At 56.0% G+C, this 21,434-nt stretch carries 21 protein-coding genes; 12 read left to right on the top strand and 9 right to left on the bottom strand.

Going from position 1 to position 21,434, the window contains the following annotated elements; all coding sequences use genetic code 11:
- Complete coding sequence (locus TAM4_RS11155; RefSeq protein ID WP_014123335.1) at positions 1–210, bottom strand: hypothetical protein; 210 nt, start codon at positions 208–210, stop codon at positions 1–3.
- A complete protein-coding gene (gene bgaS / locus TAM4_RS11150; protein WP_014123334.1) occupies positions 207–1,661 on the bottom strand; it encodes a beta-galactosidase BgaS in 1,455 nt (484 codons plus the stop codon). Before bgaS ends, TAM4_RS11155 begins: the two co-directional genes overlap by 4 nt.
- Positions 1,662–1,860: 199 nt before the next feature.
- On the opposite strand from bgaS, the gene TAM4_RS11145 reads away from it, so the two are divergent.
- From TAM4_RS11145 to TAM4_RS11105, 9 genes are all read left to right on the top strand, one after another.
- A complete protein-coding gene (locus TAM4_RS11145) occupies positions 1,861–3,714 on the top strand; it encodes an ABC transporter substrate-binding protein (protein WP_014123333.1) in 1,854 nt (617 codons plus the stop codon).
- A 50-nt stretch (positions 3,715–3,764) separates the two neighbouring features.
- Complete coding sequence (locus tag TAM4_RS11140; RefSeq protein WP_014123332.1) at positions 3,765–4,745, top strand: ABC transporter permease; 981 nt, start codon at positions 3,765–3,767, stop codon at positions 4,743–4,745.
- A gap of 2 nt (positions 4,746–4,747) precedes the next feature.
- Positions 4,748–5,680, top strand: coding sequence for an ABC transporter permease (locus TAM4_RS11135; RefSeq protein ID WP_014123331.1), 933 nt, complete (start codon positions 4,748–4,750; stop codon positions 5,678–5,680).
- A gap of 1 nt (position 5,681) precedes the next feature.
- Positions 5,682–6,653: an ABC transporter ATP-binding protein gene (locus tag TAM4_RS11130; RefSeq protein WP_014123330.1), complete on the top strand. Its 972-nt coding sequence runs from the start codon at positions 5,682–5,684 to the stop codon at positions 6,651–6,653.
- The gene (locus tag TAM4_RS11125) at positions 6,650–7,615 is read left to right on the top strand and encodes an ABC transporter ATP-binding protein (RefSeq protein WP_014123329.1); all 966 of its coding nucleotides are present in this window, start codon (positions 6,650–6,652) and stop codon (positions 7,613–7,615) included. Before TAM4_RS11130 ends, TAM4_RS11125 begins: the two co-directional genes overlap by 4 nt.
- Positions 7,616–8,596 (top strand): SIS domain-containing protein, encoded by a 981-nt coding sequence (locus TAM4_RS11120; protein ID WP_014123328.1) that lies wholly within the window; start codon positions 7,616–7,618, stop codon positions 8,594–8,596.
- Between the two features lie 5 nt (positions 8,597–8,601).
- Entirely contained in the window at positions 8,602–10,959 is a 2,358-nt protein-coding gene (locus tag TAM4_RS11115) for a beta-galactosidase (RefSeq protein WP_014123327.1), read from the top strand.
- A 76-nt stretch (positions 10,960–11,035) separates the two neighbouring features.
- Positions 11,036–11,875, top strand: coding sequence for a hypothetical protein (locus TAM4_RS11110; RefSeq protein WP_148258720.1), 840 nt, complete (start codon positions 11,036–11,038; stop codon positions 11,873–11,875).
- Positions 11,876–12,010: 135 nt separating this feature from the next.
- Entirely contained in the window at positions 12,011–12,787 is a 777-nt protein-coding gene (locus TAM4_RS11105; protein ID WP_014123325.1) for a hypothetical protein, read from the top strand.
- A gap of 40 nt (positions 12,788–12,827) precedes the next feature.
- On the opposite strand, the gene TAM4_RS11100 is transcribed toward TAM4_RS11105, so the two are convergent.
- On the bottom strand, positions 12,828–13,202 hold the full coding sequence (locus tag TAM4_RS11100; protein WP_014123324.1) for an ATP-binding protein: 375 nt from the start codon (positions 13,200–13,202) through the stop codon (positions 12,828–12,830).
- Between the two features lie 220 nt (positions 13,203–13,422).
- On the opposite strand from TAM4_RS11100, the gene TAM4_RS11095 reads away from it, so the two are divergent.
- Entirely contained in the window at positions 13,423–14,025 is a 603-nt protein-coding gene (locus tag TAM4_RS11095; protein ID WP_148258719.1) for a hypothetical protein, read from the top strand.
- A gap of 68 nt (positions 14,026–14,093) precedes the next feature.
- A complete protein-coding gene (locus TAM4_RS11640; RefSeq protein ID WP_083820434.1) occupies positions 14,094–14,774 on the top strand; it encodes a bifunctional 2-polyprenyl-6-hydroxyphenol methylase/3-demethylubiquinol 3-O-methyltransferase UbiG in 681 nt (226 codons plus the stop codon).
- Here TAM4_RS11640 and ileS read toward each other — a convergent pair.
- From ileS to TAM4_RS11075, 4 genes are all read right to left on the bottom strand, one after another.
- Positions 14,695–17,895, bottom strand: coding sequence for an isoleucine--tRNA ligase (gene ileS, locus TAM4_RS11090; protein WP_014123322.1), 3,201 nt, complete (start codon positions 17,893–17,895; stop codon positions 14,695–14,697). The two genes, TAM4_RS11640 and ileS, sit on opposite strands and share 80 nt — an antisense overlap.
- A 187-nt stretch (positions 17,896–18,082) precedes the next feature.
- Positions 18,083–18,529, bottom strand: coding sequence for a hypothetical protein (locus TAM4_RS11085; protein WP_014123321.1), 447 nt, complete (start codon positions 18,527–18,529; stop codon positions 18,083–18,085).
- Positions 18,526–18,954: a hypothetical protein gene (locus tag TAM4_RS11080; protein ID WP_014123320.1), complete on the bottom strand. Its 429-nt coding sequence runs from the start codon at positions 18,952–18,954 to the stop codon at positions 18,526–18,528. Before TAM4_RS11080 ends, TAM4_RS11085 begins: the two co-directional genes overlap by 4 nt.
- 5 nt (positions 18,955–18,959) lie before the next feature.
- On the bottom strand, positions 18,960–19,385 hold the full coding sequence (locus TAM4_RS11075) for a hypothetical protein (protein WP_014123319.1): 426 nt from the start codon (positions 19,383–19,385) through the stop codon (positions 18,960–18,962).
- Positions 19,386–19,523: 138 nt separating this feature from the next.
- On the opposite strand from TAM4_RS11075, the gene TAM4_RS11070 reads away from it, so the two are divergent.
- The gene (locus tag TAM4_RS11070; RefSeq protein ID WP_158306680.1) at positions 19,524–19,973 is read left to right on the top strand and encodes an archaeosortase/exosortase family protein; all 450 of its coding nucleotides are present in this window, start codon (positions 19,524–19,526) and stop codon (positions 19,971–19,973) included.
- 80 nt (positions 19,974–20,053) lie between these two features.
- Here TAM4_RS11070 and TAM4_RS11065 read toward each other — a convergent pair whose 3' ends face one another.
- Together TAM4_RS11065 and TAM4_RS11060 are read right to left on the bottom strand one after the other, a co-directional pair.
- Positions 20,054–20,695, bottom strand: a complete 642-nt coding sequence (locus tag TAM4_RS11065; RefSeq protein ID WP_014123317.1) for a hypothetical protein — start codon at positions 20,693–20,695, stop codon at positions 20,054–20,056.
- Positions 20,692–21,411 (bottom strand): creatininase family protein, encoded by a 720-nt coding sequence (locus TAM4_RS11060; protein WP_014123316.1) that lies wholly within the window; start codon positions 21,409–21,411, stop codon positions 20,692–20,694. Before TAM4_RS11060 ends, TAM4_RS11065 begins: the two co-directional genes overlap by 4 nt.
- Positions 21,412–21,434 lie beyond the last annotated feature (23 nt).

Here is a 21,434-nt window from a genome sequence, read left to right as displayed (position 1 = left end):
TCAACTCCCCTTCTTCTTTTTAAGGACGTTGAGCAGGGTCTCCGCCTCGTCCTCGCTGACAATGATATCATCAACCTTCTTGTCGAGCTCGACCAGGTGCCAGACCTCTATGAGCCGCTGGAGAACCTCGTCGTAGGACCTCGCATCGAGCCTGTCCTTGAGCATCTTTATCTTCTTCCACGTGCTCTCATCCACCGCTATCGTCTTCATTCGATCCCCTCCTCGATGACCTTTTTGTAAGTTTCAACGCTCCTTCTCCTCGGGATCCTCTCCTTGGTGAGCAGATCGACCTCGTAGAGTCCGAAGCGGATTTTAAAACCCATCGCCCACTCGTAGTTATCCGTTAGAGCCCAGTGGAAGTAGCCCCTGACGTCCGCGCCGCCCTCAATCGCCTCGCGCATGGCCGCGACATGTTCAACTATGTACCTCGGGCGGAGTATGTCCTTCGAGTCCGCTATGCCGTTCTCGGTTATGTAGACCGGCTTTCCGTAGGAGCTCGCCTCGAGGGTTGAATCGTACAGGCCCCTCGGATAGACCTCCCAGCCGAAGTCGCTCGTCGGGTTGTTGTCTGGGGAGACGCTGTTGGGATCGCCCGAATAGCCGTAGCCCTCCGCTCCCACGAAGCTTATCAGCGGCAGCTCCTCGAACCTCGGCTCAACCCACTTAACCACTTCCCTCGTGTAGTAGTTGTTCCCTATCCAGTCGTTTCTCTTCACGTGGTCTATCCTGACGGGATCGCCGCTGACGTCGAGGTCAACCCTTCCCCTGTTGAGTGCCTCAAGGAAGAGCCTGTTGTGGAAGTAATCGTAGTTCTCGGCCGCTTTCACGTCCCTCTCGTCGCTGGGGTCGAGGGGATACGCCGGGATTATGTTGAGGATTATCCCCACCGGCGCCTTCGTGTGCTCCTTTATGGCATCGTAGGCCCGTGCGTGGGCAACCATCTGGTTGATGATCACGCGCTTGGCCGCCTCTGGATTGAGGATCCCAGGCGGCCAGCCGACGTAAGGTGCCAGATAGCCGAGCTCGACGGTAACCATCGGCTCGTCGAAGGTCGCCCAGAAGTCAACCAAGTCGGAGAACTTCCAGGCAACGTAGGCGCTGAACTTAACGAACTCGATTATGCTCCCCTCGTCAACCCAGCCCCTGGCTTTACTTCCATCGAAGTCCGCCCTCGTCCAGAGGGGATCGTGAACCCAGAGGGGCAGCGTCTGGTGGTTCAGCGTGACGAAGGTCGTGAAGCCGAGCTTTTTGAGGTTCCTGAGAACGGCCCGGTAGTGGAGCAGTTCTCTTCTGTTTGCCAGCCGATCGAGCTCTTCGAGTGCCTCCTTTGGCACTTTAACGCGCCTGATAAGGCCGTAACCGTCCCTCTCAACCTTCACCTCAACTCCCCAGGTCGGGCACGGAAAGATCCTGCTCCACTCTATCGTGAGCTGATACGCGTTCGTCCCGAGGTCCTTGGCGAGGCGGTGGTCTATCTCGTAGAGGTCGTAGTTGTTTATCCCGTCCTCGGGCAGGTCGCCGCTTACGAGATCGTTCTTTATGTTGAAGGGATCCCTGACCCACGCCCACCAGTCGCTCCTGGAGTCGATGTTCCTCCTCAGCGGGTCGCCCATCTCGAACTGAAACGCCGACTGCACAACACCCCAGATGAACCCTGACATGCCGTCTCACCGCTCACTGTTATAACTCTGGAAAGATTTGTGGTTTTCATGCCTTTTATAGTTTTTGAGGGGCGGCTCCCCAGGGCCTTGTAAAATGCCCACAAATTATACATTCCCGGACAAACCCGTCTACCAAAAAGCTTATATAGAACCGGGGAATGTTATAAAATTGACATCCTTTATAATGAGGTGACGAACTATGAAAAGGTATCTGGCCGTGGCCTTTGCGGCCCTGATGCTCGGCAGCGTTTTTGGTTTTGGGTTCGTGAGCGCCTCGGAGTATCCGAGAAACGAAACGCTCTACACGGCAAACAGCGCACCGCCGACCAACGCCAACCCCTTCTGGGGCGGCAACATCCTCGGCCTTGACGGTCTCATCTTTGAACCCCTCGCGATGCTGAACTTCATGACCGGTGAACTGAAGCCCTGGCTCGCCGAGAGCTGGAAGTGGGTAAACTCAAACACCTTTGAGGTCAAACTGAGGCCGAACCTCAAGTGGCAGGACGGAAAACCGCTCACTGCTGAGGACGTCAAGTTCTCCTACGAGTACTACCAGAAGATAGGGATCAGGAACTGGACCAAGCTCGGCCTCAAGGAGATAAAGGTCGTCGACGACAGGACCGTTGATTTCATCTTCGACGGCACTCCAAACTACCAGCTCTGGCAGCTCCAGCTCTTCTACGGCTGGGGACAGGGCGCCCTCATAATCCCGGAGCACATCTTCAAGGACATCGATCCGGCCAAGGTTAAGAAGATGACCTTCCTCGGCGACGAGCAGAAATATCTTGTCGGTTCTGGCCCCTACAAGCTCAAGGAGGTCGTTCAGCAGCAGAAGGCCATCCTCGAGAGGAACGACGACTGGTGGGGCAACAAGGTCTTCGGCAAGCCCGCTCCGAAGTACATAATCCAGCTCTACGTTAAGGACAACTCCCAGGCCGCGAACATGTTCATCAAGGGTGACCTCGACGTCGGAACCTACTACATAGACATCGTGCAGGCCAAGAAGCAGAACCCGCATCTCGTCAGCTGGCTCGATAAACCGCCGTACTTCCCGCCCGTCGCGCCCGTTCTGCTCTACTTCAACACCAAGAGGCCCCCGATGGACAACCCGCAGTTCAGGCGCGCCATAGCGATGGCTATAAACCCGGAGCAGATCAACAAGAACGGCCCGATCAGCGGAAAGCCCTCGGAGATACCCTTTGGCACGGGCCTCCTCCAGAAGTGGGGCGACAAGATCGGTCTTGAGAGCCTGATCAGCCAGTACGGATGGAAGTACGGGGACATAGCGGAGGCCAACAAGATACTCGACCAGCTGGGCATGAAGAGGAACTCAGACGGCTGGAGAACCTACAACGGCAAGGTCATCGAGTTGCACCTCGTCACCTGCGCCGGCTGTTCCGACTGGATTTCGACCGCCGAGATAATCCAGAACCAGCTCAGCGCCCTCGGAATAAAGGTCGTCATCGACAAGTACGACTGGGGGGCAATGATGGACAAGTTCCACAAGGGCGACTTCGACCTCGGCCTCCACTGGGCCGGAACCTTCCAGCCGACCGCTTACGCGGTCTACAACGCCCTAATGAGCAAGGACGGTGCAGCTAACTTCGGCAACTACACCAACGAGCAGGCCCAGCAGATACTCGACGAGTTCGCCAAGACCACCGACCCGAACAAGGAGGCGCAGTACATAAAGGAGCTCAGCGAGATATGGCTCAAGGACGTCCCGGCCGTTCCGGTTTACATGGCGACGCTCTTCTACGAGGCCAACACCCAGTACTGGACCAACTGGCCCAACGAGAAGAACCCCTACGGCGTGCCCATATTCTGGGCCAAGTACGGAACCTGGGGAACGGCCTTAGCGCTGCTCGGCGTCAAACCCGCCAGCGCCACCACGAGCACAACCACAACTACGACCCAGGGAGGGGCCTCAACGACGCCCTCGCCATCGCCCAGCTCAACCACAACCTCCGAGAAGGGCGGCTGGAAGCTCTGTGGGCCGGCCGCACTGGTCGGTCTCGCAATCGTGCCGCTGCTCCTGAGGCGGAGAAGGTAAAACCTCTCCCGTTTTTCTTTACTTTGATGAAGATACCAGGAGGGTAAGCGATGGGATTCAAGAAGTACCTCATGCGCAAGGTCGTCGTGTACGGAATAACCTTCGTGTTCGCCGTGACCATCAACTGGCTGCTCCCGCGGCTCATGCCCGGGAACCCGATCGAGGCGATGATGGGCAGGAGCGGTGCGGTGAGCGAATCCCTCGTGAAGTTCTACGAGGAGCTCTACGGGTTGAACCAGCCCCTGTGGAAGCAGTTCGTGAACTTCTGGGTCAACATCCTTCACGGGGACCTGGGCTACAGCATGCTGTACAACGCCCCGGTTTCGAGTATAATCAAGCACGCCCTCCCCTACGACATAGCCATCCTCCTCCCGGCCATACTGGCCAGCTGGGTTGTTGGAAACTGGCTCGGCGCGATCGCCGGCAAAAACAAGAGGTACGACAGGTACACGATGCCGGTTTTCTACTTCCTCGCGAGCATGCCCTACTTCTGGTTCGCCATGATTCTCGTCTACGTTGTGGGGGTTAAACTCGGCTGGCTCCCCTATTCTGGTGCCTACGCCCCCGATCTAACCCCGAGCCTCTCTCTAACCTTCATACTGAGCTTTCTGAAACACTGGATTCTGCCCTTCCTGAGCCTCTTCATAGTCATGATCGGTAGCTGGGCGATTGGGATGCGGAACATGATAATCTACGAGCTTGAGGCGGATTACGTCCGCTATTTAGAGGCCCTCGGCGCGAGCGAGAAGCTAATGACCAAGCACGCCTACAGGAACGCCATCCTGCCCCAGGTGACAGGCCTGGCCCTACAGCTCGGAATGATGGTGGCCGGGGCGATTGCGACGGAGATAGTCTTCAACTACCCTGGAATCGGCGTGCTCATAATGAACGCGGCACTCAACCAGGACTACTTCCTCCTCCAGGGAGCTTTCCTCATCGTCGTAATCTCGGTCCTCGCGGCCAACTTCCTGATTGACATAATCTACGCCCTCATAGACCCGCGCGTCAGGGCGAGCTACACGGAGGGTTGAGGATGGCGAGGAGAAGCAGGTTAGAGGTCGTTAGGATCGCCTTCAGGAACAGGAAGTTCCAGTTCGGATTCGGCTTACTCGCGTTCTTCATCCTCTTCGCACTCATCGGCCCGCTCTTCACACCCTTCGCGTGGAACGGCCTCTACTACGAGAAGATCCAGGGGATCCCGATTGCCTCATACGGCACCAAAACGCTACCGCCGATGAGCCACGAGAACATCACGACGTACACCGGAAAGGAGGTCAGGGTTCTCCACATCCTGGGAACGAACATCAACGGACAGGACCTCTACGCGAGGCTTGTCTACGGTTTGAGAACCAGCCTGTGGATAGCGTTCCTCGCGGCGGTGATAGGGACCGCCCTGGGAATAACGATAGGCCTCGTCGCCGGCTACAAGGGCGGCTGGGTTGATGAGCTGCTCATGATGTTCACCAACATAATGCTTGTAATCCCCTCGATAGTGCTCCTGATCCTCGTCGCCGCCTACCTGTCCGCGAGAACGCCGGAGATACAGGCGGTTATAATCGGCCTCACGGGCTGGCCCTGGGTCGCGAGGGCCGTTAGAAGTCAGACCCTTTCGCTCAAGAACAGGGAGTTCGTCCATCTCGCGAAGCTCGCCGGTTTGAGCGACCTCAAGATCATCTTCACCGAGGTAATGCCCAACATGATCTCCTACATCTTCATGGCCGGAATCCTGCAGTTCAGCGGTGCAATCCTCGCGAGTGCGACCCTCGACTTCATAGGCCTCGGGCCAACCACAATGGTCTCCCTCGGAAACATCCTCCAGAGGGCCATAGCCTACAACGCCCTCCAGTTCGGCTGGTGGTGGTGGTTCATTCCGCCCGGGCTGATCATAACCCTCATCATCACGGCGCTGTTCTTCATCAACCTCGGCCTGGAGGAGGTCTTCAACCCGAGACTGAGGAGGGAGTGAAATGGCAATGCTCACCGTTGAAAACCTCAAGATCTACTACTCAACGCCCCTCGGCTACGTTAGGGCTGTTGATGGGGTTAGTTTTGAGGTTAGGGAGGGGGAAGTCTTCGGAATAGCCGGCGAAAGCGGTTGTGGTAAGTCAACCCTCGTCCACTCCCTAATCCTCAGAAAACCCCCAATGACCCACATGGGCGGCAAAGCCCTCTTCAAAGGCAAAGACCTCATGACTCTCCCCCCAGAAGAATCCAGAAAAATCCGCTACACAGAACTCTCAATCATCCCACAGTACGCAATGAACGCCCTCAACCCAACCAAAAAAATCAAGGACATCGTCTGGGACTTAGCGAGAGAACACGGCCTCACAAACCGGGAAGAAGTCGAGAAACTCCTCCGCGAGAGGCTGAAAATGGTCAAACTCAGCGAAAAAGTAGCCGACATGTATCCGGTTGAGCTGAGCGGCGGAATGCGGCAGAGGGCAACAATGGTCGTCTCAACTTTACTCAACCCCGATCTCCTCATCGCGGACGAGATTACTTCTGCCCTCGACGTCACGACTCAAAGAGTAGTCATCGAGCTCCTCCACCACTTCATGAAGGAGGGCATTGTAAAATCCATCATCTTCGTCACGCACGATCTGGCCTTACTCGACAAAATAGCCGATAGAGTCATGATCCTCTACGCTGGAAAAGTCGCCGAAATCGGGCCAACAGAAGAAGTCATCAACAACCCGGCTCATCCCTACACACAACTGCTTCTAAACTCTCTCCCGAGGATGGGAGTACAGTACAAAAAGCAAAAACTCCGCGGAATTCCAGGCTACCCGATCAGTTTGCTCAACCCGCCGGAAGGCTGCCGCTTCTACACGCGCTGCCCCTATGTCCTCGACAAGTGCCCGAGTGAGGAGCCAAAACTCGTGAAGGTTGGGGACGAGCATTACGCCGCCTGTCATCTCCTCGGGGGTGAAAGCCAATGAGCGAACTTCTCAGGGTCGAGCACCTCACGAAAATCTTCACTTCGGGCCTCATTGGGGGCTTTGAGATTCGCGCGGTGGACGACGTCAGCTTCACTATGAAGAAGGGCGAGATTGTTTCCCTCGTCGGCGAGAGCGGGAGTGGTAAGACGACGATTGGAAAGCTCATCCTCCGCTTGATTCAGCCGACGAGCGGAAGGATTCTCTTTGAAGGCAAAGACGTTCTGAAGTTCGGCAAGAAAGAGTTGAGGCGGGATTATTATCGCCAGGTTCAGGCTGTCTTCCAGGACCCCTTCGCCAGCTTCAACCCCCTCCACCCAGTAGACAGAGCGTTCGACCTCGTCTTCAACTCATACTTTCCGGACGTCGGCAGGAGCGAGCGGGAGGAGATGATCGATGAGGCCCTGACCCAGGTGGGCCTCAACCCGGAGGAGGTTCGCGGAAAGTTCCCGCACCAGCTCAGCGGCGGCCAGCTCCAGAGAATCCTCATAGCGAGGGCCTTACTGCTGAAGCCGAAGCTCCTCATAGCTGACGAGGCCGTTTCGATGCTCGACGCATCAACGAGGATTGATGTTCTAAACCTTCTCGGCGACTTCAGGGACAAGTACGGAACGTCCGTTCTCTTCGTGACGCATGACTTGGCGCTCGGCTACTACATCAGCGACACGACGATTATCATGTACCGTGGGACGATTGTGGAGATGGGCGACACCGAGAAGGTCTTCCACAACCCGCTCCACCCCTACACCCAGATGCTCCTTGAGAGTGTGCCGGATTTGAATGTGAAGTGGGAGTTCAAGGGGATCGAGCCGGAGAAGGAGGAGGGGGCGGTTTACTCTATTCAGGGTTGCCGTTACGCGCCGAGGTGTTCTAAGGCTCGGGAAATTTGCTTTAGAAGCCGTCCCGAGCTCCGCAAAGTCGAGAAAAACCACTGGGTTGCCTGTCATCTTTACGGGGGTGGTTGAATGCACGCGACGATCAGGGAGATTCGGAAGCTGCCCGAGGGGATAATGAAAGCCCAGAGGGCCTTTGAGGACTTCATAGCAGATCACGAGTTTCGGTTACCGGGGGAGATAGTTTACACCGGCTGTGGAAGCTCACACTTTTTGGCAAAGCCGCTGGCCATGGCAACCACCCACCTCGGGGGCAGGGGAGTGGCCCTCCCCTGCTCCGAACTCTTCTATGCGAGGGAATGGTACAGCATAGGGGAGCCCGAGCTTTTGGTGTCGATATCCCGCTCGGGGGAGACGACCGAGGCCATAAAGGCCCTTGAGGCCCTGAACGTGCCGAAGTTAGCCATCACGGCCTACGAGAGCACTCTCTCAAGGAAGGCGGACTACGCGCTCATCGTTCCAGTCCACGAGGAGAGCGTGGTCATGACCCACTCGTTTCCGGCTTTTTACTTCGCCTACCTCCAGCTGCTCCTCCACTCCCGCGGGAGGGAAACCTTCGAGGCAGGGGCACTCTCGTCGCTCGCGGGGGAGGTGCTCGAGAGCGAGGAGAAGGTGAAGGGCATAGTCGAGGAGTTCGACTTCAGGAACGTCATCTTTCTCGGCTCTGGGATACTGTACCCGATAGCCCTCGAGGGAATGCTCAAGATGAAGGAGATGGCCGTCTTCTGGAGCGAGGCCTATCCAACGTTCGAGGTGAGGCACGGCTTCAAGTCGATAGCCGACGACGGAACGCTCGTCGTTCTCCTCGTTGGGGAACCGTTTGACTGGCACGAGAAGCTTACGAGGGAGTTCCAGGGTCAGGGTGCGAGGGTTCTAACAGTCGGGAGGCGCGACACGGGGGCGGACTACTTCGTAAGGGTTCCCGCGGGGGAGGAACTCCTCGCCCCCGTCCTGTACCTGCCCGTGCTCCAGCTCTTGGCGTACCACAAGGCCGTGTCCCGGGGCATGGACCCCGACCGGCCGAGGTTTTTGAGCAAGGTCGTTAAGTGGTGATGCTCATGGGGAAGGTTGGCTTCAACGATAGGGTTTACCTGCTCGACGGAAGGCCCTTCCAGGTGAAGGGGGGAACGCTCCAGTTCTTCCGCGTCCCGAGGGAGAGCTGGAGGGAGAGGCTGGAGAGGATGAGGAGGCACGGGCTCAACACGGTAGACACTTACGTCGCCTGGAACTGGCACGAGCCCGCCGAGGGAACGCTCGACTTCACCGGGGAGACGCACCCCCAGAGGGATCTGGTGGGCTTCCTTGAGCTTGCTGAGGAAGTTGGCCTGAAGGTCATAATAAGGCCGGGCCCCTACATCTGCGGCGAATGGAGAAACGGCGGGATACCCGACTGGCTGATCAGAAAACACCCCGAGATCCTTGCAAAGGGCCCGAAAGGACCACTGCCCGGGGACATCTACTACCCACCGATTACCTACCTCCACCCCACCTACCTCGAGGCCGTCTCGAAGTGGTACGAGGCCGTTCTCCCGATAATCAAAGACTACCTCCACACAAACGGCGGGCCGATAATAAGCGTCTCCATAGACGACGAGCCGTCCTACTGGGAGACCATCTTCCAGCCCTTCCTCACCGACTACAACGAGATCATCACCCGTCCGGGTGGTCTGTGGGAAGAATGGCTTCGCTCCAACCACACCATCGAGGAACTGGGGGAGAGATACCGGGGCGAGTTCAGCGATTACTCCGAGATCCGGCCGCCGGAAAGCTTTGAGGAGCCCCTGACGAAGATCCTCGACTGGCACCGCTTCAAGCTCTGGATGATCAACGAGTACGTGAAATACCTCTACGGCATCATGGAGCGCTACATCGACGTGCCGGTGAGCATACTCGACCCCTATCTGCTCCAGCTCGCGTGGAGGCACTTCTTCAGGTACATCAAGGAGAAAAACCTCCGGATCCACGTCTGGACCGAGTTCTGGTATTCATTCTACCGCTCCTTCGACTTCAAGGAGGACAGGCTCGGCCACCTCTACTTCAAGACCGGGGTCTACCGCTACCACCTCCGCAAAACGGGAACACCGCCGCTGAGCATAGAGACGCAGGTTTCCCTGGCCCACACCATAGAACCGGACGAGGCGGAGCTCCTCTACGCCCTCCTGCCACCCCTCGGAATACCGAACATCAACTACTACCTCTACGTCGGCGGTGAAAATCCAAAAGGCTACGAATCCCACAACGGCATAACCTGGGACGTCTACTCCCCGATCGGCCTTGATGGAAAGGAAAGGGAGCACGTTGAGGCTGTCAGATACGTTTCCGCAAGCTCATCCGCCCCGGGCCTCAGGGAGGCAAAGCTGAAGCCGAAGGTAGCGGTCGGGGCCTATGAACCCTACGAAGCCCTCAGCCTGTGGGGCTACGAGGGCCTGAAGGAGAGCACCGACCTCAACGAGTACCTCCTCGGCGAGCGCGGCCTCTTAACCCTTCTCGCGATGAGCAACACCCCCTTCGACGTCGTTGACCTCGAAGACGCAACTCTAGAGGAGCTCCTGAACTACCGCCAGCTCTGGGTCTACTCCCTCGACTTCATGGGCAGGGAGGTGCAGGAGAAGCTCGCGGCCTTCGTTTCAAAGGGGGGTAACCTCGTCGTAATGCCGACCCTCCCGGAGTACGACGAAAACCTCAGGCCATGCACGCACCTCTCCGACTTCCTCGGCGTGAGCGTTGAAGGCGGAAAAGCCAGGAGGAACCCGAGGCTCGTGCAGTTCTCCAGCGTTTCAGCGGACGGAATAGACAGAATGCTGGTCAGGAACGTCGTCCGGGAGGTTCGGGGGGGAGAGCCGATCGCCTTCATGGACGGAAAGCCGGTCGGCGCTATGGTGAGGAAGGGCTCCGGAAGCGCCATAGTTCTCGGCTTCAGACTGCAGTACTACGTGAGCCACCACGACCTCCACAGAAAGTTCGTGTGGAAGCTGAAGGAATTGCAGGGCGTAAAGGAGGACTTCTCCACCACACATCCGGACATGATAGTCCTGCCGATGGAAGGCGACGGATACGCGTACGTAGTCGTCTCAAATCCCAGGGGACACAGAATCGGGGGAAGGGTAAGGTACCGCGGCATTGAGCTCCCCGAACTGCTGGGGGAGATTGAAATGAGGAAGCGCGGCGTTCTATTCCTCCCCGTCAACGTGAAAGCAGGAAATACGGTGGTACACCACGCTACGGCGAGTTTAGTCGGGGTCGAGGGGGACGTGCTACGCTTCAGGAACCACCTCTCAAACCTCAGCGAGGTCTCGATAACGGCGAGTGCGGTGAAGGTCATCGGGGGGACGATAGTGGACGAAGCCGAGAAAGGGGACAGGGTAACGCTTGTCATCAAACACGAAAATGACACATTCGAGCTCGAAGTGCTCTAAACCTCCGGACAGTTCACTGTTTTATCTCCACACTCAGCCAAAACTTTTTTAGCTTTTGAAGTAACAGATCCCGGGGATGGCGATGAAAAGGTTGCTCCCGGTAATTGCCATCGTTGCCATCATCGTTGCCTCGGTTGCCCTAACCCACCACAGGGGCGAAAACCACGGCCCTAAAACGAAGGAGTGCGGGCTCACCTCGACCAACGCCACGTTCCACTGCAGTCCTGCTATCCTGGGTTTCTGGGGAACGTCCGCAGTGAAGCCGCTCAACGACACAAGCTTCGTCGGCTTTTCGGAGATCTACGTGTACAAGACGGAAAACGGGGATCCGTTCGACGCCTTTTTCCACTCAGTTAAGAGCAACTGGACGGCGGAGATGGGGCTCGTCCCACCATGCAGGCTGTGGGGAGGTGCGTGGGAGTTCGAGACGCCCCTCCAAACGGTGGAACTGATCAGGGAGATAGACTATGGAATTAAGAACTGCACTGACGGAGTCTTCAAGCCGAAGCCAGAGCCCGTCGCAAAAGCCAACGCAACGTACGGAACGGTTGAGATCGCCTACTACTTCGTCCCCATCAGGAGGGATGCGTGGCTCTTCACGCCCGAGCCCGTCTTCGGAGGCTCGGTGTCGGAAAAAGGGCTCAGCGCCAGTTGCAGCTGCACTCCCGAGGAGATCGCGAAAGCCCTCGAAGACAGAATTCTGGCGCTGAACTTCACCAGGCTTACAGCAACCGAGGGCATAATCACCGCCGGGCCCATAGACGTGACGTTCATCGGCCTTTACAGAAAAGGCGACGAATACCTCTACCTCGAGTGCGCGAGGATAGAAGGCATGAACCTGGCGAGGATCCTTCTGGTCAAAGGCCCCGAAGGTGCAGTCAGGCCGTACTTCCAGCTGATCGAGAACGGCCCGTGAAGACTGTTTTCATCTTCACTTTTCAACCACTCGTCCTCCCGTTCGTGAGCAGCTTGTACGCCACCGCAAGTACCTAACGATGGTACAGGCGAGGGACTTCGAAAGGGTTATCTACCCCCGGAGATATTAGCCGCCATGCGGGTCTTTGTCAGGGACTACCTCCTCCCCTGGTTGCTGACGGTTGGGTTTTGGCTCGCTATCTGGATTTTCGTCCGTCAAATAAGGGAAAACCTCAACGCCGTGAACGTTTTCGTTGCCTTCATTCTCCTCGTTCCGTTCCTCCTCGTGGCGCTTCACTTCGCTGGAAAGACCCTTGAACGCTACGGTTACTCGCGGGAGGACCTAAAGCGTCTTCCCGAGATAATCGAGAAAACCCACGGCAGGCTCTACCTTCCAAAGGAGATCTTCGAGACCGTGACCAGAGCATTGATGTTCTGGGGATTGGTTGCCACGGCCGTCGTGATGACGGAAAATCCACTAAAGGGGATTCTCAACGGGGTCGCGATATTTGTGCGTATCTTTGCCCTCTTTGTTCTCCTCGTCTCAATGGTTCTGTGGGTCATGGATTTTCCATTCGCAATCTACAAACTCTTTAAAGGAAGAGATCTGAGCAGAGACTTTTTAGTTGAGATGATGAGGCAGAACCTCCTCTACACGTTGACACTCATCGCTGTTAGGTTCATAGCACTTCATTCGAGTTATCCGGCCGGCAATGACCCCATAGGAGAGGTAATGGCCATCGGCAGGAAAACCGGTCTGGTGGCCTCACTCCTTGAGCTTTCAGGCCTGAACTTCCTTTATTGCCTCATCGGCCTCTATCTTCCGGAGAAATCAAGGAAACTGACCGCTCTGGCGCTGACGATCATCGTGGTTCTTCAGCTGTGGATCGCACGGAGGATTGTTTTTGGTTAAAGAAAAGAGAAGGGCGAAAGCTTAACCAGTGTACCAGGCTCTACGACCCTCTCAGGATTAGCTTGACCACGGGGTCGGCCAGTCTGTACTCCCGGTTCTCCTCCTCAACCCACCCCCTCTTCTTCAGGTTCTTGAGAAGTTCGTACAGCCTCGGTTCTGGAGTCTTCATACCCTTCACGGCGAGGTAATCCCTTATCAGGCCCCACCTGCTGTAGCCGAGGGCTATCGCCCGTAAAATCTCAGTGTACCTCCTGCTCCTCCTCTCAAGCTCCCCCAGATCACCGAACAGCAGGCCCTTTGCAACGTTGAGCGTCGCCTCCATTGCCTTTTCGAAGTCTTTCGTCTCAAGGTATTTCACGCCGAAGAGGACGAGCCAGCCAAGAATTCCGTCAAGGATTGATACGGCGCGGTCCATGGTGTCTTCGCCCACATCAAGGCCAGCCCCTCTAAAGCCTGTTCTCAGGAACTCCTTTGAGGCCCCTTCAGCCTAGAGGTCGAACGGCACTTACGCCACCGTAAGTAACTTACGGGGGCATAAGCTATTACATAATCCACGGGGGACGCTCAAATTTAGCCCGCAAATAGAAAAAGATATATTCTCCAACTGCCTACTTTAAACTGCCCGATACAGGGTGGTGATTGTCATGATCTGGAAGAGTAAGCGGCTTGGAATATTACTCCTAATCTTATTAGTGTTGGGCATGGCGGTGCTAAACACGGGGGCAAAGGCCTCGGGAATTTCCCCCGGTGACCCAGACAAGGGGGTTATAGCGTCCCATCAGACTCTAAGAGTGTCCCCGAATACTGCTAAGTATCTTGCAAGAACTGAACTCAACAGGCTCCCATTTTCAGAGCTCAGGAACGCTGAAGTCGGAAAAATGACACTGTTCTATTTCCCCGACGGAAGGCCTGCTTACTATGAAGTTCCACTGCTCAAAGGAGGCAAAGTGATCGGGATTATGTTCGTGCCCGCGTTGAAAACAATGCCCCCCACCTGGATGCAGGTGTTCAAGGGCAACATTCCCATCAGCCAGCAACTGGACAAACTCGCAAAGGAACGGGGAATCACTCACTATCGCTACGTAGTTCTTGGAGCCGCCATCTTTGGAATCCAAAAAGAAGACGGTACTGTGATTGACATGGCGGGCAGAGAGTACAAAATTGATCCCAACAAACCATTCAAGTTTGCAATCGAATCCGAGGGAAACGTTGGGCTCTGGGACTCCCTCACCCGCTGAAGAGCAGGGTATGGACAGCTCGGATAAAAGTTTTATTGGGAATTTTATATTTGAAATTGGTAACATATATGGGGGAAGATTGGTACGAGAGCAAGAAGAGAAGGCTCAGAGAGTTGTACTGGGAACAAAACGATGGAAACCCCTATCTACCCAACGGGTTCCTCGTATACCCACACGAGATTTACGACTTCTTCCTCAGCTTCATAAATCACCCGGGCAGGGTCATAGACCTCGGTTGCGGAAACGGCCTGCTTTTGAGGCACTTAGTCAAGAACTCAGGGTATGGGCTAATCCCTTACGGCGTGGACTTCATAGAGGAGTCAATAGAACAGGCGAAGCGCGAAATACTGCCCGAGTTCGCGGACAATTTCACAGTCGCCAACGTCAGGGACTACGTGCGCGAGATCCCGGACGGGTACTTTGATTTCATCTTCTTTGACCCCTACAACGTCCATCCCGAGGATTTGCCAGAGACGGTGAGCCATCTGATCCGGGTGTGCAGAGCTGGAGGCAGGATCATATTTTACACGTACCACGACGTCCTGGAGTCCCTGAACTTAGAGTGGGTTGGAGACTTCCTGCCGGAGGAGGTCAGAGGGAAACTGGAGAGATTCAACCATCTCGAGGTGTCCGTAGGGGTGTTTGAGAAAAGGGGAAAGGCTAAAAGCCTCACTCCACTTTCTCAATCCCTATCTTCGCCTGAACCTCGGGCCACTCGACGACGTAGCCCTTCGCCTCGCCGAAAATAACCTCGGTCGCCCTGGTTTCCTTCTTTATGTAGTCGAGGTTCTCCTCGAGCAGTTCGCGGTTCTCGTCGGTGGTCTCTATAGTGACGGCGATTCTGTCGTTCACGTCCAAATCAAGGCGCTTGCGCATCTCCTGTATCCTTCTGACGAACTCCCTGGCGAGGCCCTCCGCCAAAAGCTCCCTCGTGAGGGTCTTGTCCACGAAGACCCTTCCACCCTCGAACTCTTCGCTAACGAAGAAGTCAGGCAGTTTCTCCTCGATGGTCAGGTGCTCCCTCGTGAGGTGGAAGGTCTTGCCCTCGATTTCCACGTCCATCTCGCCCTTCTCGTAGAGCTCCCTCCCGTGCTCGTTTATCCAGGCTATCACGAGCTTGGCGTCGCCCTTGAACTTCGGGCCAACTTTCGCGAAGTTCGGCTTGATGACGAGCTCGCGCTCGACCTTTCCGACGACCACTTCTTTGGCGTTGAGCTGGTCGCGCAGGATTCTGTTGAGCCTCTCGACGGCCTTCTTTACTGTCTCGTCCTCGGTCTCGACGATTATCCTCCTGACCGGGTAGCGGAGCTTTATCTTGGCCCTCTGCCTGGCGCTTGAACCCGCCTCGACTATCTTCCTTACCGCCTCCATCTCGCGCTCGAGCTCCTCGTCTATCGCGTTTTCGTCGGGCTTCGGCCAGTCGAGCATGTGGACGCTCTCCACGCCGAGGAACGGCCTGAGCATGTTCTGGTATATCTCCTCGGCTATGTAGGGCGTGAACGGGGCCATCAGCCTCAGCAGGACGTCGAAGACCTTCCAGACGGTGTAGTAAGAGGCCAGCTTGTCCGGGTCGTCGCCCTCGACCCACATGCGCTTCCGGATTAGGCGGACGTACCACCTGCTCAGGTCCTCGACGACGAAGTTGTAGATTGCTCTGGTTGCCTTCGTCAGCCTGAAGGTCTCTATGCCCTCCTCCACGTCCTTTATGAGCCCGTTGACCCTGCTGAGTATCCACCTGTCTTCCTCGCGGAACGGAAGCTCCTCGGGCTTGAGCTTCGTCGGGTCGAAGTTGTCGAGGCTCATGTAGGTGGCGCTGAGCACGTAGACGTTCCAGAGTATGTTGAGCATCCTCTTGACTTGCTCGAGGCCCTTCCAGCTGAAGCGGAGGTTCTCCCAGGGGTTGGTGGCCCAGAGCATGTAGAAGCGGAACGGGTCCCTTCCCTCCTTCTGGACGACCTCCTCGGGCCTTATGATGTTGCCGAGGCTCTTGCTCATCTTGTCGCCCTTTTCATCTAAAACGTAGCCGTGCATGGCAACCGCTCTGTACGGCACGGTGTCGAAGGCTATGACGCTGGCGGCCTGCTGGGAGTAGAACCACTTCGTAACCTGGTCTTCGCCCTCGACTATGAAGTCGGCCGGCCAGAGCTTCTCAAAGAGCTCCTTGTTCCTTGGATAGTCGAGCGAAGCCCAGCTCGCTATACCACTGTCGAACCAGACGTCAACGACGTCCCTGACGCGCTTCATCTCCTTGCCGTTGACCTTTATGATGAATGCATCGACGTAGGGCCTGTGCAAATCTTCTGGGCCAAGCTTCTCCTCTATGACCCTGAGCTTTTCGTTGTAGTCCTCCGGGAGTTCAACGCGCTCGCCGTTAACCTCTATCGCAACGGCGAGCTTGACAAGCTCCTCAAAGCTTCCAACGACGTATATCTCGCCGTCCTCGGCCTGCCATATCGGAAGAGGTATTCCCCAGTACCTCTGCCTGCTTATGACCCAGTCGCCCGAGTTCATGACGCCGTTGTCGTATCTGACCTTCACCCAGTCAGGATACCAGGTGACCTTCTCGTCGTTCTCCTTGATTATCTTGTCCTTGACTTTACTCACCTTGAGGAACCACTGGTCTGTTGCCCTGAAAATCAGCGGGGTCTTACAGCGCCAGCAGTGCGGGTACTTGTGCTCTATCGTTCCAGCCTTGACGAGGTAGCCCTTTCCGCGAAGGTGCTCGATTATCTCCGGGTCGGCGTCCTTGACGTAGACGCCCTTCCACCTGCCCTCGGTGTAGCGACCCTGGTCGTCGACCGGGCTGTAAACAGGCAGACCGTACTTCTGCCCGACCTCGAAGTCTTCTTCACCATGGCCCGGCGCGGTGTGAACCAGTCCTGTACCGTCCTCAAGGGTTACATGCTCGCCGAGGATTACGCGGTGAGCCCACTCGTACTTCTCGCGGAACTCTTTTTGGGCGGGATACTCGTCGAGAAGGACGTGAACGTATCTCACTCCCTCAAGCTCCTCGCCCTTGAAGGTTTCAACTACCTCGCCCTTGACTCCGACCTCAGCAAGAACGCGCTCGACGAGGGCCTTCGCGATTATCCAGTACTCCTCGCCGTTCTCGGTCTCGACCCTGACCTTCGCGTAGTCGTACTCGGGGTGAACGGTAACGGCTAAGTTGGCCGGGAGCGTCCAGGGCGTTGTCGTCCAGATGAGGAGGTACTCGTTCTCCTTGCCCTCGACCGGGAACTTGACGTAGATGCTCGGGTCCTTCCTGACCTTGTACTCACCGCGGACCTCGTGTTCAGCTAAGGCCGTCTCACAGCGCGGGCACCAGTGGAGAACGCGCTTGTCCTTCTCCAAGAGCCCCTTCTCCCAGGCTTTCTTGAGGGTAAACCAGCCCGATTCGATGTACTCGTTCTTTATCGTCATGTAGGGGTTGTCCCAGTCCATCCAGATTCCGAGCATCTTGAACTGCTCGGTCATTATCTTCAGGTTGTTGAGGGCGAACTCCTTACACTTCTTGATGAAGTTGTCGACGCCTATCTCGGTCTCGATGTCCTTCTTGGTTTTGAGCCCGAGGGCCTGCTCGACCTTGACCTCTATCGGCAGGCCGTGCATGTCGAAGCCCGGCTGTCTGCGAACGTTGTAGCCCTGCATCGTCCGGAAACGGATTATCATGTCCTTGATTATCTTGTTCCAGGCAGTTCCAAGGTGTATTGCACCGCTCACGTACGGCGGTCCGTCGAGGAAGTAGTACTTCGGGCCGTTCGCCCTGCTGGCCTTGACCTTCTCGTAGGTGTCGTTCTCCTTCCAAAAGGCCTCTATTTTCTCCTCCAGCTTACCCGGGTTGTATTCCCTAAACTCCGGCTCCTTAATCATGGCAGAACCCTCCCAAGGGTGATAGTTAAGGCTAAGCTAAAAGAGGGCTCAAGTCCCGAAACGGGCGGAGCGAAGGATAAAACACTCCCCCCTCATAAGCATCGGCCAGAATTGGGAAGTTAGCTTATAAGGTTTTTGGGGATTGCGCTTGAGTCATGAATTGTGCAGAAAATGGGTGAGAGATCTATCAACCCCTTCTGTAGATGGCCACTATGAGGATTCCAAGAACGGCCCAGTAAACACCTGCCGGTATCGGGGCTTTGGTAGAGCCCCCAGGGGACTTGTTGCTCGGGATAAAGATAACCTTGATGGGTCCGTTTTGGCTGGAGGTTGGATGTCCCTCCTTAACTCCTGCCACGATCGTAATCGTGCACGAGCTGTCTACACAGCTGTAGTGAGTGCTACCCCCACTCTTAGAGGGGTCGTATGTTATGTCGTAGGTGTCTCCCTCCACGTTGAGAACCACGTGGTAAGGCTGATCCTTGGGGATTATCTTGTCAAAGTAGACGTGGTTCGTGTTGACGTTGTAGACCTTGATCTCAACGGACCTGAAGTCCGCAGCGATAACTGGAGGAAGTCCTGCGAGCAGGATAATCAAGATAGCGAGTACTGCCCTAAGGCCGGAGACCCTCATGGCCGTCCCCTCCTTAAAAGAAGTGCCGCCAGCAACAGGGCCATCGCACCGATCGACCCGAGAGGAACGGGAGCCTTTGTGCCGAAGTCAGCGTGGGTGGGTATGAACTCTATATTGACATCGCCGAGGAAGTCATGGGCATTTGGCCCCGCCCTCACAGTCAGGTTGCAGAAGTTATCATGACAGACCTCCGAGATCGAGTTTCCAGCCGAGGGATCGTACGTCAGATCTATGATGTAGTGGGTGGAGTCAGTATCCACGTGCAGAACCGTGTGGAACGTCTGATCCTTCGGGATAATCTTGTCGAGGTATACGGTATTCCCGTTGTATACTTTGATCTCGATGGCATTGAGATCCCCTGCCACCACGAAAGCAACCCCGCAGATCAGAAAACCCGCAATCAGAAACGAGAGCAGTTTTCTCATTCGATTCACCTCCGCAGGACCGATATAGTGAGCAGAACCCCAAGTGCTATCACCAATCCGGAAGGAAGGGAAGCCTTTGTGCCGAAGTCCGCATGGGTTGGGCTCATCCTTATGCCGATGTTGTCAACCTGAGTGAAACCGCCTCTGTCCACCACTGTAACGTTACATACATTCCCTATACAGCGGGTGTTGGAGACCACATGGGAGGGATGGGGATCGTAGGTCAGATCAATGTTGTACTGCGTTGATCCATCTACAAAATGAATAACCGTATGGTACGGCCTGTCCCTGGGAACCACCTTGTCAAAGTAGACGTGGTTCGTGTTGACGTTGTAGACCTTGATCTCAATCGCGTTGAGCTCATCCGCAATGACCAGGGGAGCAAGAAAGAGCACCGCGAAAAGCAGTCCCACCAGCACAGTTCTGTTCATTGTTCCCACCATCCATACCTCAATGAACTTTCAACTTAAAGTGTTTCCTGCAAAATATATAACGTTTTTGATTTGAAAACAGCACCCCTTCGAAACATTTAATTCCTCAAGTGAATAACATGTGACATGGCGGCCAAAGTGTCCCCAAAGCAGTTTACGAGAACGATCATCCTACTGCTAATCGGAGCGGTTGGGCTCTCAGTTTTGTTCAAGCCCATAGAAAACTATCTGATCACCCTCGTTGCCCGGGTGGCGTTTTTGATCCTGACGCCCGTGAAGGGCGTAAGCCTTGTCGACGGCACAATATACGGGAACGGGATCTCCGTTGAAGTTGTCTATCTATGCACCCCAGCCCCGGTGTTCGGGCTCGTGGTTGCATACTTTGCCCTTACCTGGAGGGGATTGAAGGATCTGATCCTGCTTCCGGTGTCGTTTCTCATAATGGCCCTGTTCGATGGACTGAGGATAGCCGTTATGTTTGTGCTCCTTGAGCACAACTGTTCAATGTTCATAGCCCATGACGTAACAGCCTACGCAAGCTTTCTCGCGGCTATTGGTTTTATCCTGTTTATACGGGAAAAGACGTGATGTGCCCTCCCCGACCGTCCCCCGGTCACTCCTCCCGGAGGCGTGAGAGGGGAGGGCGATCGAGGATAGGAAAAGGAAACTTAAATCCTTTGGCCTTCCAGCAGTGCGCTTAAAAGCCTGCGGAGGGGTTTGTTGTCCAGCCTCTCAAGGGCTTCCTTTATCTCATCCTCCCCAACGCTCTCCCTCGAAACGTAGAGGTACAGCGCGTAGGCGCAGAGCTTTGGATCGCCCTCGCGGAGAATCTCCATAGCCCTGGCCAGGAGGGGATCCTCGAGGAGCCTGTCGGCCAGGGCGCGGATCGCTTCCTCATCGCCCCATTTGAAGGCCTCCTTGAGCGGAAGGTAGAACTCCTTGAGGAGACGCCTCGCCGCCCTCGCCCTCTCATCGATGTCAAAAACCTCCCCCTCCTCCCTTCTCCGGGAGAGATAGTAAGCGACGAGCAGAACAACGACGCCTAAAGCCAGTATGGCGTACACCGCCAGAGAAACGCCCGTTGGAGCGTTGCTTAGGGTTCCCCCGTACCTGGAGCGGAGGAAATATATGATGAGCAACCCGCCGATGAACCACGCGGCGCTCATCCACAGGTACACCGAGAAAGAGGAAGGGGGTTTTGGAACGGGCCTCACCTCGGGAGAGGGAACACTCTCGGCTATCTCTATAACCGCCTGAAGTCGCTTTATCCTCTTCTCGAGCTCATCCAGGACTTCTCCCGGGACGCTCATTCCTCTTCACCAAGGATCACGCGGGCTATCCTCTCCGACACCAGCTGGAGTATTCTCTCCCCCTTCTCGGCGGTCGCCGGCGAGGGGTCGTCGTTGAGACCGTCGGGAAATACCTCCTTTCCTATATCCTTCCTTATCACCCTGACATTTCTCTTAACCTTCCTTCCCCGGGCCTCGCGCATGTTAACGAGCTCGGGCCTCACCGCCAGCATGACGGATGTCTCGTCCTCCCCGGCATGCCCCTGGCTGGAGCACACCGAGAGGATCTCCTCCCTGAAGTCGAGCCACCAGTTGATGAGGTAAACCTCGACGTCGGGGTAAAGCTCTGCCACGTCCTCCGCGGCCTCCGTGAGGGGATAGACGTTCCCGCCGTGCCCGTTGAGAAGGACTATCCTCCTGAAGCCTTCGGCCGCGAGTTCCGCGAGCACATCACCGACGTACATCCTAAGAGACTCGGGCCGGACGTTGATCGTGCCGGGGTAAACGTTCAGGGCAAAGCTGTGCCCGTACCAGATTGGGGGCATGAGAAGGACTTCCTTTCCCCTCTCCCTGATCTTTTGCTCAACCAGCTCGGCTATCCTCACCGGAGCGAAGACGTCAGTTCCGAGGGGCAGGTGCCTGCCGTGGGCCTCAACGCTACCCACAGGCAGTATAACCGCGACAAGCTTGTCCTTGATTCTATCGAACTCGGGCCAGCTCAGCTCCTCCACCCTCACGATTATCACCTGAGGGAATTGGA

The sequence above is a fragment of the Thermococcus sp. AM4 genome (assembly GCF_000151205.2).
In the GTDB taxonomy this organism is placed as follows: Archaea; Methanobacteriota_B; Thermococci; order Thermococcales; family Thermococcaceae; genus Thermococcus.
Note: the sequence above shows the minus strand (reverse complement) of the source record. Positions and strands in the feature narration are given on the sequence as shown.